The organism is Candidatus Binatia bacterium (genome assembly GCA_023150935.1).
GTDB lineage: Bacteria > Desulfobacterota > Binatia > HRBIN30 > HRBIN30 > JAKLJW01.
This window is the reverse complement of record JAKLJW010000036.1, coordinates 39474-55261: the sequence shown is the minus strand read 5'-3', so window position 1 is coordinate 55261 and position 15788 is coordinate 39474. Positions and strand designations below refer to the sequence as shown.

Sequence of the window (15788 nt, the reverse complement as noted above, 5' to 3'; positions counted from 1 at the left end):
CGATCTCGTCACCGTCTTCCAGTTCAAGCTGGTGAAGCCGTAACCGAAACCCCAGGGCCCCCCTCCCCGCAACCGGGAAGGGGGGCCCTTCTTTCATCGCACCAAAAGAATCGACCAGCCCACAGGCCCCCAGGCCCTCACACCCTCAGGCCACCAGGCCCCCAGGTCGCCGGGCCGCCCGCCACACGGACAGAGTCTGCCGTTTGCCTCCGGGCCGCGCGCTGCATAGGCTCGGCTCATGCGCACTCTGATTATCGGCGCCTCCGGTTTCATCGGCGGCGTGTTGCACGAAACGTTCGGACCCGGCACGGCCGGGACCTATTTCAATCACCCGGTCGATGGACTGCTGCCGCTCGATATTCGGGACGCCGCGGCGGTCGGCCGCCTGGTCGCCGAGGTTCGCCCCGCCCTGGTCGTTCACCCCGCCGCACAGCCGCACGTCGACTGGTGCGAGGAGCACACCGAGGAGTCGTATGCCGTCAACGTCGCCGGCACGCGCAACGTCGCCGCGGCGGCGCGCGCCGCCGGGGCCCGCTACGTGTTCTTCTCCACCGATTACGTCTTCAACGGTCACGACGGCCCGTATCGGGAAGACTCGACTCCGGACCCGATCAACGTGTACGGCCGGCACAAACTCGCGGCCGAGCAGGCCATTGCCGCGACTCTCGACGATCACCTGATCGTACGCGTCTGCGGCGTCTACGGATTCGAGCGCGCCGCCAAGAACTTCGTCATGGCACTTCTGGGCCGCAGCCGGCGCGGCGAAACGATGTACGTGCCGCTCGATCAGTGGGGAACGCCGACTTACGTCGAAGACCTCGCCGCGGCCGTGCGCGAGCTGGCCACCGCGGAACATCGCGGCGTCTGGAACGTCGTCGGCGCGGAGTTCCTCGACCGCGTCAGCTTCGCCCGCCTCGTGTGCGCAGTGTTCGATCTCGACCCGGGATTCCTCCAGCCGCGCACCACCGCGGAACTCGGACAAAAAGCTCCGCGGCCGCTGCGCGGCGGCCTCGTCATCGATAAGGCACGCGCCGTCCTCAAGAGCCCCCTGCGCGGCCCCCGCGAAGGACTGGAGCAACTCAAGATCCAACTCCACACCGCAGGCCTGCTCGAAAGCGCGTAGCCCCCACGCCCCCAGGCCCTCACGCCCTCTCCCGCCCGCCGCATTCGCTTGCAAAACCGCGCTGTCCGTAGATAGCTACTCGAGACGGGCTGCAGAGCGGGGCGCAGGCGGGCATGGCGGAGCCATATGCGTGGCGGCGGCAAGTTCACGTCGAAGAGGCGCACCTACACTTGACCAAGACACCGAAGCGGACGACCGTCGTTATTCCCACCTTTAACGAGCGCGAAAACGTCGAGCGACTGATTCCCGATATTCTCGCGCAGGACGAGAGCTTCTCCGTGCTCGTCGTCGACGACACCTCGCCGGACGGGACCGCCGACCTCGTCGCTGCCATGGGCGCCGCCAATCCGCGCGTCCGCGTGCTGCGGCGCCCGCACCGCCAGGGCATCGGACCGGCATACATCGACGGATTCAAGGAGGCGTTGCACACCGGGGCCGACTACGTTGTGCAGATGGACGCCGACTTCTCACACCCGGTGGCGATGCTCAACGAGTTTCGCCAGCAGATCAACGGCTACGACATGGTGCTCGGCTCGCGCTACCTGGCCGGGATAACCGTGGTCAACTGGCCGATCGAGCGGCTGCTGCTCAGCTACTTCGGTAACTGGTACGCCCGCAAGGTCACCGGCCTGCCCCTGTTCGACGTCACCGGCGGCTTCAAGTGCTGGCGGAGAGAAACCCTCGAACGCATACCGCTCGATCGCGTACGTTCCAACGGTTACGCCTTCCAGATCGAGATGACTTACCGCGCCTGGCGGATCGGCCATCAGATCAAGGAGCTGCCGATCATCTTCATGGACCGTAAGACCGGCGACTCGAAGATGAACAAGTCGATCGCCGCCGAGGCCCTGTGGATCGTCTGGTGGCTGCGCGCAATGGATCTCGCCGGCAGATTGTAGGTCTCGATGGGCCGCAAGCTCGTCATTCTCAACGAGCGCGACCGGCGCCATCCGTGGGCCGGCGGCGCCGAACTCCACATCGCCGAAACCGCCACGCACTTCGCCCGCACCGGCTACGAGCCGGTGCTGCTGTGTACCCGCTTCGCAGGCGCCGCGGCGGAGGAAATGCAGGACGGCTTGCGCGTGCGGCGATTCGGCAATCGCCTCACCTACTACCTCATGCTCCCGTTCGCCGTCCGCCGCGAGCTGCGCACACCCGGCACGGTCGTCGTCGAGCACCTCAACAAGGTCCCCTTCTGCACCCCGCTCTACGTGCGAGCGCCCGTGGTGCCGCTGGTTCACCATCTGTTCGGCACCACGGCGTTCAGCCAGGTGCCGTTCCCGGTGGCCACCGTCGTCTACGGCAGCGAGAAGCTTATCCCGTTCGTCTATCGCGGCCGGCAGTTCATCGCCGTATCGCCGAGCACCCGCGACGACTTGGTCGAACGCGGAATTCCGTCCGCGGCCATCAATGTCATCCCGAACGGATTGAATCACGCCCTCTATCACGACCGCGGTCGCGTCCCCGCCGAACGGCCCACGTTACTGGTCCTGGGAAGGGTCGAGTACTACAAACGCATCGAACTGGTGCTGCAGGCGCTCGAGCGACTCGTCCCGCTCGTTCCGGACGTGCAGTTGCTGGTCGTCGGCGACGGCGCCGCCCGTACCTCGCTGGTGCGCCAGGCCGAGCAACGCCGCCTTTCGTCACGGGTAACGTTCACGGGTTTCGTATCGGACGAGGAGAAGGTGGCTCACATTCGCCGCGCTCACGTCGTCGCGAACACCTCGGAGAAGGAAGGCTGGGGGCTGACCGTGCTCGAGGCGAACGCCTGCGGCCTACCGGCCGTGGCCAGCGACGTCCCCGGCCTGCGCGACGCCGTGCGCCACGAGGAAACCGGCCTACTGGTGCCGCACGGCGACGTGGAAGCGCTTGGCAACGCTCTCGCCCGTCTGTTGTCGGACGGCGAATACCGGCAGCGTCTCGGCCGGGCTGCGGTTGCATGGGCGGGGCGTTTTTCGTGGGCTGGTGCCGCCGCCGACGTCGCCGCAGTCATCGAAGCGGTGGCCGCGCCGTCGCAGCAGAGCCGCTCGCTACCACAACTGAACGCGCCACTACGCGGCTCGTGGGGCGATTCGTGACCGGGGCCACGAATCGGCGCCGCATCGTCGATCGATCGACACCACCCGGACGCGATCGGGCCCAACACCGTTCGGGCTGAGCAGGTCTCGGCACCGCCGAAACCGTCGCGAAGAACGAGTCCTGGGCCCACGCGGGGGACCTCGGGATGCCTTCGCGACGCGGGCCCTTCGCCGGCACCCTTGCTGGAAGAGGTCAGGTGAGGCGGTGCGATCGAACTCAGTGAGGAGATGAGAGCCAACCGGGCACCAGCGCCACGCCGGCACCCCGCTGCGGAGTCAGGTTCCTCTCCCGGCGGGAGAGGTCAGGTGAGGGGATCCCCCCGGCGCACCACGGCAACAGCACCCCGCTGCGGAGTCAGGTTCCTCTCCCACAGGGAGAGGTCAGGTGAGGGGGTGTGATCAACCGCGCACCGGCGGCTGCGAAAATGACCCGATCGCATTACGAACTGCCCGACCACGCCGGCGCCGACACCCATACCGGACGGCAGTCTCGTTTCATCCCCTCACCTGACCTCTCCCGCCGGGAGAGGAACCTGACTCCGTGGCGGGGTGCTGTCGTGACGCCCGTGCCTCATTTCATCTCATCCCCTCACCTGACCTCTCCCGCCGGGAGAGGAACCTGACTCCGTGGCGGGGTGCTGTTGCCGTGCTGTGGCAGTGTCATGCGTGGTGAAGGCGCGCGGAGCGCACGTTTTATCCGGGCGGGCTCAAATCCTGCACGGAAGAGGTTTCTATTGAAACACCCCGAACGCTGGCAGCGCCTCGGCGTGTTCGCAGCCGCCCTCGCCTACTTCGGACTGCTCGCCCCGTACGGGCTCAACGTCGGCGAGGAGGGCGGCACGGTCTACCTCATCGACCGCACCCTGCACGGTCAGCGGCCCTACATCGACTTCATCAGCGGGTACACCCCGGGTTTCTTTTACTGGCACGCTCTTCTGCTCGACGTGTTCGGAACGAACCTGCTGGTACTGCGCGCCGCGCTTGTGCTCGTTCACGCCGTTACCGTACTGGTGCTCTACACCCTGGCCCGCACGCTCGTACCGCCGCGCTACGCGGCGCTCGGGGCGTTCGCCTATGCCGCACTGCTGCCGGTGGTCCCGGCGGTATCGTGTTCGTTCAACGTCGTTTATCCGGCCTGGTACGCAATCCTGCTGTGGGCCGTCGGGATACACGCCCTGCGGCGCTGGAGCGCGGACGGGCGGGCGGTCTGGCTGCTGCTGGCGGGCGCCCTCGCCGGCTTGAACTTCTCGTTCAAGCCCAACAGTGGCCTGTTCAATCTCGCGGCAGCCGTGCTCAGTGTGAGCTTCCTGTGCAACGCCGAAACACAGAGCGCGCCGGGGCGGCCGTGGAAAACCATTGCCGCGAACTGGCTCGTGCCGGCCGCCGTGCTCGGCGGCGTGGCGGTGGTGTTCCGCAGTCACCTGTTCGGACAGGAAGGGCTGCTGCTCGTCCTTCCGATCGTTGCCCTGACCGCCGTTTGCCTGCTCGCATATCCGGAGCGAGCCGTTTCCGGGCACGGACCAGGGGGAATCGCGGCGACCGGCTCGCTACTCGCCGGCTTCGCAGTCGTCAGCGGCCCGTGGCTCGCCTACTATCTCTGGCAGCTCGGCTGGACGCGATTCGCCCGTGAAGTACTGTTTATCGACGCGGGCTACGAGCAGTTCTTCTATCTCGCTTACCGTCCGCCGGCGTGGCGCGACGCGGCGCTGGCTGCCGGTCTCGCCGGGCTTGTCGCCATGGCGTACGCGTGCAGTCGCGGCCGGGTCTCGGGCCGGTCGCTCCTTGCCGGCCTGTTCGCCCTGGTGGCGGGCACCGCGGCATGGTTGGGACTCGCCGCGCCGATGCCCGAGGGCTTCCAGCGCTCCGTCCTGATGCGCGTCCAGGATGCCAGCTTCGCCGCGGCAATACTCGTCCACTGGGCCGCGATCGGCTGCCTGTCGGCCGGGGTTGCCGACCGAATGGACGGCCGACCCGGAGGGGCACAACGCCGGCGCGATCTACTGCTGCTTCTCGTCGCCGCGCTGTTCCTGTATCTGACCGTCTATCCGCGCAGCGACTTCTTCCACCTCGTGTTCTCCGCCCCGTTCACCCTCGTCCTCGCCGCTGCCCTGTCTTACTGGCTGGTGGCGCTGTGGCGTGCCGGCCTGCCGGTTCGGATCGGAAGCCTGCTGGACGGCACGGTCGTAGCGGCCGTGGCCGCCGGACTCGTCGTCATCGCGGCACCGCAACTGGCCCTATGCGTGGACGTGGCCATGTACCCGTTCGCGCCGGAACGCAGCGGCCTGGTTTCGGTGCCACTCAAACGCGCGCCGCTGCTCGTACGCGCCGACGGCAGCGGGCAGCCGATGCGCGATCTGGCCGCGGTCGTCGACTACCTGGAACGTGCGCAGCAGCCCGGCGATCGACTGTTCACGTTCCCCAACCTCGACCTTCTGTGTTTCCTTGCCGGTCTGCACACCCCGGCGCGCATCGGTTACTTCTACTCCGGCTGGCCGGACCATATCGTCGAGGCGGAAGTCGTCGATGCGCTGACCCGGCAACCGCCGCGTTTCGCCGTCGTCGCCAACCCCGCCCCGCTCTACTTCTCGGACTCCCCCGCGTACTTCTTCATGTTGCGCGAGCACATCAGGGCCGGGTACCGGCCGGTGGGACGCGCCGGGACGTTCGCGCTGCTGGTGCGCGCCGGCGACGCGGCACCGCCGTTCGATGCCGCGCCGCAAAGCGAGGTTTCCCCGTCCGCGGACGACCCCGCGTCCACGGTCTGCGAGCGCCGCGTCACCGACGGCGATAGCGCCGCCCTGGGAGCCTGTCTGGCCGCCGCCGATGCGCGCACCGCAACTGCACTGTTGCAGCGGGCGCGCGAGACCGATTCGCCCGAAGCTGCCCTTGCGCTCGCCGAACTGTTCGCGAACGGCCAACTCGCGGCATCCCCGCCGGCGGCTCTCTTTGCCCTCCGGGTCGTCGGCGAGCTTGGCGATGCCCGGGCCGCGGCCCGTCTTCTGCGCGCGCCCCTGCCCGAAAATGGGCCGGCCCGCGACGCCGTCTCGACGGCGCTGTTCAACATCGCCATCCGCGGTTTGCTGGAACCCTTCCAGTTCGGCGCGGCGTCCCTCGACGTGGCGGCAGCGAGCGCTCCGGTCCGCCTTGCGTCGCAGGACGTTCTGCGCCAGGGCACCGCAGCCGCTTCGGGCGATGCGGGCTTGCAGCTCTTCAACGTGTGGGCGCTGCGCGACGTGCTGCGGCACTGGGTGGTGTCGGCGGATACCGACGTGCGCCTGCGCCTGTTCGCCACCTGGGCCCTCGGACGCGACCGCGCCGGCGCCGATGCCGACCGGGACGCGCTCCTGTCCGACCTGCGGCGCCTCGCCGAAGACCCGAACTCCGGCCTGCAAGTCGCCGCAGTCGCCGCCCTGGCGGCGCTGGACGACGATGCCGCAACTCTCGAGCGTATTCTCGCGCTGGTGCCCGCGAGCCCGGCACTGGCCCCGAGCCTCGCCCTGACCTGGAGCCGGGCGCACCCGGCCGCCGCCGAGCCGGTGTTGCTACGGGCACTGCGAGAAGGCGACCCGGAGCAGCGGGAGGTGGTGGCGTTCCTCGCCGGCGTCCTGCAATGGCAGGCCCTGGTGCCGTCCCTGCGGGAGGCCGCCGCGGCGCCGCAGCCGCGGGTGCGCGCCGCCGGCATCTGGGCTCTCGGCCGCACCGCTGGTGCGACCGCAACCGCGACAATTCGTGCCGCGCTGGCCGACCCTGACGTCGTCGTGCGCGGCTTTGCCGCCGCCGCGATGGAGCGGCTACAGGCACAGGCAGGGTGAACATGGCGCCGCCGCAAATTTCATCGCCTACCGGCAGAATGGCTTCGGCGCGCGGCTTCCGCGGCGGGGGGTTGCTGTTGTTCGTCGTCGCGGTCGCCTACTTCGCGGCGCTGGCTCCTTACGGACTGAACCTCGACGACGAAGGCACCCTGATCTACCAGATCTACCGCACCTATCTCGGTCAGACGCTCTACGTCGACTTCCACGCCGGCTACACACCCGGGATTTACCGGTGGAACACGACGCTCTTCTCGCTGTTCGGCGTCAACGTAGTCGTGCTGCGGCTGTGCCTGGCGGCGATCAACGGCCTCAGCGTCTACTTGATGTACTGGCTGGCGCGGCGCCTCGGCACTTCCGGCGCGGCGGCCGCCGCCGGCGGCCTTCTGTATCTCGCCTTCATCCCCTTCTACGATGGCCAGTTCGCCGCGTTCAACATCCCGTACCCGATCTGGTACGTGACCCTCTTCTGGCAACTCAGCGTCGTGTGCGTGGTGCGCTGGTGGGAGACCGGCCGCGGCAGCCTGTGGCTGGCGGCGGGGCTGTGTGCGGGCATCGTCTTCGGCTTCAAGCCGAACAGCGGCCTGCTCAACCTTGCGGCGCTGCTGATGGCGCTGTGCCTGCTCGAAGTCCCGCGTCTCGACCCGGCACGCCGCCCCGGCCGGGGCGCGCGTCTGGTCGCGCGGTCGGCCAGTATCGTGCGCTGGCTCATACCGCTGGCACTCACCGTCGCCCTGACCGACCTGTTCGCGCGCGGCGCCGGCGCGCGCGGCGTCCTGCTGTTTGCGGCGCCGCTGATCGTGCTGATTGCGTACAAGGCGACCCTGACCCAGGCCCGCAGCGTAGCGCGGCAAGTGGCGCCGGCGGTTCTGTGGCGCAACCTCGTACTACTGTCGCTGGGATTCGCCGCCGTCACCCTGCCGTGGGTGGTCTATTTCTGGATGCGGCTCGGAACGATGCCCGCCCTGCGCGCCATCCTGTTCGTCGGCACGGGCTTCGATCGCTTCTATTACATGGCGTACCCGCCGATCGGCGCCTGGGGCCTGGCCTTGAGCGCGGCACTCGGAGCGGCATTCGCCGTCGGCGTCCTGATGCGCCGGCGGGTGCTGTCACCCCGCATCGTTACCGGCGGGCTCGTCGCCGGTCTGATAATCGCCACGGTATGGCTAATCCGGCATCCGCCGCCGATGGTGGAGGGTTTTCAGAGTTCGGTGGTCATGCGCGTCCGCGACATCGCCTTCGTGCTGATCCAGGTGACACAGTGGGCAGCGCTGCTCGTGTATGGCCTGCAAACCTGGCGTGGCCGGGCGCTCTCCCTGGTGCAGGATGCGGAAGCGGGCGCACGGGCAGGCGCCGGCGCCTACGGCCCGCGACTCGGCGTCCTGCTTATTCTCCTGCTGTCGGGGACACTGACCCACATGCAGCTCTACCCGCGCAGCGACTTCATGCACCTGGTACCGGCATCGCCCGGGATACTGATCCTGGGCGCCTGGCTGCTGCACCTGTTCGCGCAGGTGTGGGCGCGCGGCATGGCCCGCACGAAGCGCGGGCGGACCCTGGTCGCGAGCGCCGTGGCCCTGCCGGTTTACGCCCTCGTCGTCGTGCTGGTCGCCCCGGCGCTCGGCCGCATCTCCTACCTCGCCCGCGCCTGGTGGGAGCGGGACGATAGGGCGGTCGTTTGGTTGGACAGGACGCGAGCGCCGCTGGTTCTGGAACCCGCGGCGGCGCGGCCGTTTCTCGCCCTCGGGTCCACGGCGCGCTACCTCCGTGAGCATTCGGCATCCGACGACACGGTCTTCGCGTTCCCGGCGCTCGACATCGTCTCGTTCCTCGCCGACCGGCAGAACCCGACCCGGCACGGGTATTTCTTCCCGGGCTGGCCCGGGCACGATGTCGAGGCCGAGGTCCTCGATGCGCTGCGAGCGCGCCCGCCGCGGTATATCGTCGCTCTGCACGATCATTCGCTCTTCTTCGGACACGCCCCCGTGTACTACGCCATGCTGCGGCGCCACGTCAGAGACAATTACAGGCTGGAGCGACGGTTCGATACGCTCGACGTTCTCGGACCCACCGGAGCGACGGCGGAGCGGCAGGATCGATCCGGCGAAGCCACCGGGCGGCTGCGAGACACCATTGCCCTGTGGCACGCCGAGCTCGAACACAACCCGGGACCGCCGGCGCGAACGGCCGCGGCCGCGCTGAAGGGATTGACTGCAGCCGATGTTCCCGGACTGGCTGCGGCTCTCGGCGCCGCCGAGCCCGACGCCCAGGAGAAGCTGGCGCGTTTGATCCGCAAGAGCCGCAGCGCCGAAGGTGCGGCGGCAATCGCGCTGCTACTGGAGAACTACACGGGGCCGCCGGAGCTGCGCGAGCTGTTCTTCCGCGTGGTGGCGGAACTCGGCGACGCGGGATCGCTACCGCCTCTGCTACGCATGTGGCAAGCCGCCGACTCTTGGAATCGTTGGGCGCTCGGCGGCCTCATGTTCACGGCAGCTAACAAGTCCGCGAAGGAGCAACAGTGGTTTGCGCCGCCGGATCCGGGTGCCTTCGCCGCGTTCGCCCGCACGGTCGATCTCGACCTGCTCATACAATGGATCGACAATCCGTGGGAATCGCCGATGCTGCGCTCGTTTGCGATCCGGGTCGCCGCGCGGCAACCGAATCGGGTAGTCATTCCTTTTCTCGTCCGCCTGCTCGGTGACCCCGGACAGGCCCCCGAGCTGCGCGTTCAGGCCGCCGAGAGTCTGGCACAGCTCGGCTTCGGCGCGTCGCTGCTGCCGGCGATCGTCAAGCTCCTTCGCAAGGACCGGGCTATCCCCGCGGCCCTGCTCGTCGACGCGTACGCGGAGCGACCGGAGCCGGCGCGGGCGGAGCTGGCGAAGTTGATGTCGGGCGTGGACGACGCAACCCGTACGGCGGCGTTCTGGACGGCTGCGGCGTTGCGCGACCCGGAGCTGCGCAAACCGTTGGAAGCGGGCCTCGACGATCCCGTGCTACAAGTGCGGCTGGCGGCGGCCTGGGCGCTGGGAGAGCTCGGCGACCCGGCCAGTGCGACCGTCCTCGACAAAGCCGCCGGCGACGGCAATGACCAGGTAGCGGCAGCGGCCGCGGCGGCACGGCGGAAGGTTGACCGGGGAGGAAAGTGAGGAGCCAATGAAATCCACCCCAAACCCGTTCGGGCTGCGGAGGTCTCGGCGCTGCCGAGAGCCCCGCGAAGCCTGTTCTGACTTACGATTTCCGCGTTTGCTCGCCCGGTGCGAAGAAGTCTTCAGGCCATGGGGCAGCAGTGTCCCGCCGTTCGTCCCGAGTAGCCGCCGTCTTCTCAGGCGGCGTATCGAGGGAGAGGCTCGGCAGGGGCGAACGGGCTGGTTGTTCGCTTTGGGTTGCGGGGGTCAGCCTGCCCTGAGCCGCGATCGCCAGGTTTCTGAGCCGGGCAACAAGATTCTCCCGTACACGTACGCAGCGAAGCGGTACACGTCCTCGTACACGGGCCAGTTGGCTCAACACCGTTCCGTGTACGCGTACGAGTACGGGTACGCGTACGAGTACGGGACGACCATTGGGTTGCGGGCGCCAGCCCGCGCTAGGCTCCGGCAAAGGGCCCGCAACCGTATTGCGGCATCCCGTTAAATCATATGGACCAACCAGGCATCTTCACCGGAGAGCGGCTCGTCGCCGGGGATCCGTTGTTTGCGGCGGATTTCGCGCGGCATCTGGTGGCGTATCGGTGGGCGCAGGAGGTCGTGCGCGGCAAGGTCGTGCTCGATGCCGGCTGCGGCGACGGCTACGGCACGCATCTGCTCGCGCAGACGGCGACGCGGGCGCTGGGGGTGGACCGTTCTACCGGCACAATTGCGGTGGCGACGGAGCGCTACCGGCAGGGGAACCTCGCGTACAGAGCGTGCCCGCTGGAGCGGCTGGCCGACCTCGGCGAGGAGTTCGACGTCGTGTGCAACTTTCAGGTGCTCGAGCACCTCGTCGATCCGCGGCCGTTTCTCGAGCAGGTGCGGCGGGTGTTGCGGCCCGGCGGGTGCCTGGTGATCACGACGCCGAACAAGGCGAACTCGTTCGTCGAGAACCCGTATCACGTGCACGAGTATTTCGCCGACGAGCTGGAGGGCGTCTTGCGCGGCGTGTTCGGGCAGGTCGAGATGCGCGGCGTGTGCGGCAACGAGCGGGTGATGGCTTACGAGCGTGCGCGGGGCGTGCAGGCGAACCGCATCTTGCGGCTCGATCCGTTGAACCTGCGGCGGCTGCTGCCGCGGGCGTTGATCGAGTGGGCGTATCCGCGTCTGGCGAAGCTGGTGCGCCGCAACATAGCGGCGGGCAGCGGCGGCACCCCGGCGATCGGCCCGGAGGATTTCGCGATCCGGGAGGAAACGGCCGATGCGCTGGACTTGCTGGCCGTGTGCCGGCCATAGCATCGGCCGCCGGGCAGTTGTCGCGACGCGCGGGCCGCGGCGAAGGAAAGGAAACGGGCATGAACGAGTCGACAGCACGCGGGGCAACCGATCGCACGCCGGACGTGGCGCCCGCGGGACGGCGCGGCCGCTTCGGACTGACGGCGTTGGCGTTGGCCGCATGTCTGGCCGTGGCGGGCTGTGCTCAGGATGACCGCAACGACGTCGGGCAGCGCTGGCTCGATGCGCTCAACAGTCACGATTCGGAGCAGGCGCTGCGCCTGCTCGACGCCGACGCCGAGTTGCGGGACCCGACGCTGATGCAGCCGCTGCGGCCGGTAGCGGTGCGAGACTGGCTTGATCGCAGCAACGCGCTCTGGCGGGATCGCGTTTACACCGCGAAGCGCAAGCTTTCTCAGGGCGACGTCGTCGCGATCGAGTGGCAGTTGCAGCAAACGCATCCGAGCGGCAAGGCGGTCCCGATCGACGGCGTAACGCTAATCGAGGTGCGCGACGGGCGCATCCGCCGCGTACGCAATTACTACAACGCCGGCGTCTACCTGCAGTTCCTGAAGAAGAGGGGTTAATGGCTGATCGCTCCAGCCTGCGCAATTGGCACGCAGCGGCGTTGGGGGGAGCGCTGATGGTCGGTGGATGCCTCATCGGTGCCGGACTGATCGAGGCGGGCTTCCACGTATACCATTGGGTCCGCCCAACAAACGAGCGCGGCTTTTTCTGGGAACCGCACCCGCCATTCGGCTGGCGTCACCCACCCGGACGCTCCGGCACGTGGTACGACGACCACGGCGAGTTCAAGACCTCGGTGCGTATCAACTCGAAGGGCCTCCGCGACGTCGAGCATGCCTACGCGAAGCCGAAGGGAGTATTCCGCATCCTGATCCTCGGGGATTCCTACATGGAGGCGCTGCAGGTAGAACTGGAAGAGACCTTCGGGCGCATCCTCGATCAAGAGCTGAATCAGCGCTGTCACACTCGTATCGAAGTGATAAACAGCGGCGTCGCAAGCTTTGGAACGGACAACGAGCTGTTGTACTTCCAGAATGAAGGTTACAGGTACGGCGCGGACCTCGTTCTGCTGTCGTTCACAACCGCGAATGACATCCGCGAGAGCTACGCACCCTTCAACCGCAAGTCGCCCCGCGCAAACCTGACCAAGCCAAGCTTCGCTTTGAGGGACGACGGAACGCTGGAAAAACGCCCCGGCGAACCGCCCCCGCCACCATTGCCGTGGTGGCGCCGATTGTACGTTGGCGAATACGTCTACGAGCGGCTCGGGGGGCGGGCATTCGTACCCGCCCCACCGCGGGGGGTGCCCCCGCCCACGGATCCCAACGTGCCGTGGGTGCCCTGGGACATGCTGGTCTATGCGCCGGAATACTCGACCGAGGTCGACACGGCGTGGCGCGTGAACCAAGCGTTGCTGCGCAAACTGCGTCAGGAGGTCGAGGCAAAGGGGGCACTCTTTGCAGTCATGCTCGTGAACGGTCCGTGGGCACACTACGATGTCGACTGGCGGCGGATGATGGCGCGTAACCCCATAGGGCTGCGCACGTGGGACCAGCGCCGGCCGAACCGTATCCTGACGGAGTTCTTGGAGAAGGAACAAATCCAATCGGTCGATCTTTTCGACGTTTTCGAAGAGGCCAAAGACAACGGTCGCCTGTTCTTCCGTTTCGATCCGCATTGGACACCCGCCGGCAACCGGCTGGCGGCGAACACAGCGGCGGATTTTCTAGTCCACCAGGGCCTCGTTCCGGTAACCGCGGCCGCAACCGCACCCAACTGATACTGGTTGCCGGAACCTGGCCGCACCAAGCAAGGAGAAACGCCATGGACGCAGGTCTTGTCAGACCCGCACCGCCGCCGACTGCCAGCCAGATGACAGAGCGGCCGGGCTTCACCCGCATCGCCATTTTCATGCTGTCGCTGGCGGTCCTGTTGCTCCAGATCGCTTACACACGCATCTTCTCGTTCTCGCTCTGGTACCATTTCACATACGTCGCACTGACCGTCGCGCTGCTGGGTTACGGCGCCTCGGGCGCCTTCCTATCGGCATCGGCATGGTTGTCAAGCCAGCCACCGGCAGCGCTGATGGTGCGCTCCATGCTCCTGGCCGCCGTCGGCGTTCTGATTTCCCTGCTGACGATATTGTTCATACCCTTGCAGCCTTTTTCGATTGGCACGAGCTTCACCCAGCTCTTCTTGATGTTGTTGTTCTTCGTGCTTTGCAGCGCGCCCTATTTCGCAGCGGGGCTGGCGATGGCCTGCGCGTTTCGCAGTGCGCGGTCGCCAAACGACATCTACTTCGCCGACCTCCTCGGCGCCGGCGCGGGCTGTGCCGTCGCCGTCGGCGCGATATGGCTCCTCGGTTCGCCGGGTGCGGCGGTCGCGAGCGCCTCGATCTTCGTCTGCGCTGCCCTAGTCGTAGCGCGGCCCGAGCGGCGAATACCGTACGCCATGGCTGGCATCATGGTCACGGCAGGTTGCGCAGCCGCGGTCACTCTGGTCCCGTTCCGGCCGAGCGGCGAAAAGCTCCTTGCCAAGATGATGGCGGCTGGGGTAACGCCCTTCTACTCTCGATGGAGCCCGATTTTCCGCGTCGATGTTTACCCGGGGGTGGGCGAGGCCGGCGCCCGGCGAGGGGTTAGCCAGAACTACACCGGACCCGTCCCGGGTATCCGATTCATCGCCCACGACGGCACAGCGGAAGCTCCCATTTACCAGTTCAGCGGGAACCTGGCGGAACTGGACTTCCTCGAGCGCAACGTCTCCGCCACACCGTACGTGATCGCGAACCGGCCGCGAACGCTGGTCATCGGACTTGGGGGCGGTTTCGATGTCCTGAACGCGCTCCGCAACGGGGCACGGCACGTCACCGGCGTCGAACTCGATCCGGTCACCGTCGACGTCGTCCGCAATCGACAGGCGGAGTTCGCGGGCAACCTGTTGTCCCGCCCCGATGTCGACGTGGTGACCACGGAAGGCCGCAGTTTTCTGCGCCATTCGTCCGCCACCTACGACGTCATACAGCTCACCGGGGTCGACACGCTCGCCGCGTTATCGACCGGCGCCTACATGCTGGCCGAGAGCTATTTGTACACGGTCGAGGCGTTTGAAGAGTACCTCCAGCATCTCTCCGCGGACGGCACGCTATCGCTGATGATCGGCGATCTGCACTGGCGCGGCGGACAGGCGCGCTTCTCCTTGCGGCACGTGATGAATTTCATCGGCGCCGCGGAGAGAGCCGGGATTGCCGATCCGGCTTCGCACACGGCAATTATCGCTACCCCGGGTGGGGTTCCGATGATCGAATTGCTATTCAAACCAAGGCCGTTCACGGACGCCGAAATCAGCACCCTTCGCGACTTCGCCGCATCCAACGGATTCGAGATCTGGCATCTGCCGGGGGTGAATGTGGATACGCCCCATTCTCGGCTGCTCACGGCGGATGCGGCCGAACGAGAGCGACTCCTCGACACGCAGCCATTGAATGTCGCGGCCACCGGCGACGACCGGCCGTTCTTCTTTCATTTTTATCGCTGGCGCGATCTCCTGTCGCCGGCGCGTTGGGAGGTCGACACGGGCCACGCAGGGGCGACGGGCCAACTGGTACTCGCCGCCATTCTCGTCGTGGCTACGGTGGCGGCGCTGGGTCTGATCGTCGTTCCGTTGTTAACGAGCCGTCGTTTGCGGCGACCGGGCACTTTCGGCTTCGCAACCTACTTCGCCGCCCTCGGGCTCGGGTTCATGTTCATCGAGATCAGCCTGATCCAGCGCTTCATCCTATTCCTCGGCCACCCCACTTATTCGGTGGCAATAATCCTTCTAGCGTTGCTGGTGTCTACGGGAATCGGCAGCTTTGCCAGCGGCCGATTGTCGCTGGCGCCACGTAGGATCATTCACCTGGGCTTCGCGACCCTCGTTGCGCTAATCGTCTGCTACGCGTGGATCGTGCCCCTTCTCTTCTCCCAATGGTTGGGCACGCCGGCGGCCTTCCGATACGCCAGCACCGTGGTGGGGCTGATGCCGTTGGGCTTGATTCTCGGTGTGTTCTTTCCGGCCGGGCTGCGCGAGGTTCGAGAACGGGACGAGTTGCTGGTGCCATGGGCGTGGGGTGCCAACGGTGGCGCCTCCGTTGTCGGCAGCATCCTGAGTATTGTGCTGGCGATCTCGTTCGGCTTTCGGACCGTGTTGTTTCTCGCCGCCGCAGTATACTGCGTAGGCGTGCTGGCGCTGCCCGCCGCCCGAAGCGAAGGACAAGTGCCGGGTGGCGCGCATTAGCCGCACAAGGACACCACTGTCCGGTTCGCAAGGCCCGATATCGCCGAAACGTCGAGCACTGGAGGACACCCTTCCG

At 67.1% G+C, this 15788-nt stretch carries 9 protein-coding genes; all 9 read left to right on the top strand.

The genetic code is table 11. From position 1 onward, the window contains the following. Nucleotides 1-238 precede the first annotated feature (238 nt). Nucleotides 239-1123 carry an NAD(P)-dependent oxidoreductase gene (locus L6Q96_17970; protein ID MCK6556443.1) on the top strand — a complete coding sequence of 295 codons (885 nt, stop codon included), beginning with the start codon at nt 239-241 and terminating at the stop codon, nt 1121-1123. Between the two features lie 170 nt (nt 1124-1293). Next, nucleotides 1294-2022, top strand: a complete 729-nt coding sequence (locus L6Q96_17965; protein ID MCK6556442.1) for a polyprenol monophosphomannose synthase — start codon at nt 1294-1296, stop codon at nt 2020-2022. Between the two features lie 6 nt (nt 2023-2028). Further along, the gene (locus L6Q96_17960) at nt 2029-3201 is read left to right on the top strand and encodes a glycosyltransferase family 4 protein (GenBank protein MCK6556441.1); all 1173 of its coding nucleotides are present in this window, start codon (nt 2029-2031) and stop codon (nt 3199-3201) included. A 734-nt stretch (nt 3202-3935) separates the two neighbouring features. Further along, complete coding sequence (locus L6Q96_17955; protein MCK6556440.1) at nt 3936-7013, top strand: glycosyltransferase family 39 protein; 3078 nt, start codon at nt 3936-3938, stop codon at nt 7011-7013. Between the two features lie 38 nt (nt 7014-7051). Further along, nucleotides 7052-10156, top strand: coding sequence for a HEAT repeat domain-containing protein (locus L6Q96_17950; protein ID MCK6556439.1), 3105 nt, complete (start codon nt 7052-7054; stop codon nt 10154-10156). A gap of 489 nt (nt 10157-10645) precedes the next feature. Further along, nucleotides 10646-11431 carry a class I SAM-dependent methyltransferase gene (locus L6Q96_17945; GenBank protein MCK6556438.1) on the top strand — a complete coding sequence of 262 codons (786 nt, stop codon included), beginning with the start codon at nt 10646-10648 and terminating at the stop codon, nt 11429-11431. Between the two features lie 59 nt (nt 11432-11490). After that, nucleotides 11491-11997 carry a nuclear transport factor 2 family protein gene (locus tag L6Q96_17940; GenBank protein MCK6556437.1) on the top strand — a complete coding sequence of 169 codons (507 nt, stop codon included), beginning with the start codon at nt 11491-11493 and terminating at the stop codon, nt 11995-11997. Continuing rightward, the gene (locus L6Q96_17935; GenBank protein ID MCK6556436.1) at nt 11997-13217 is read left to right on the top strand and encodes a hypothetical protein; all 1221 of its coding nucleotides are present in this window, start codon (nt 11997-11999) and stop codon (nt 13215-13217) included. The genes L6Q96_17940 and L6Q96_17935 overlap by 1 nt, the downstream gene beginning before the upstream one ends. Nucleotides 13218-13261: 44 nt before the next feature. After that, on the top strand, nt 13262-15712 hold the full coding sequence (locus tag L6Q96_17930) for a hypothetical protein (protein ID MCK6556435.1): 2451 nt from the start codon (nt 13262-13264) through the stop codon (nt 15710-15712). Nucleotides 15713-15788: the final 76 nt, after the last annotated feature.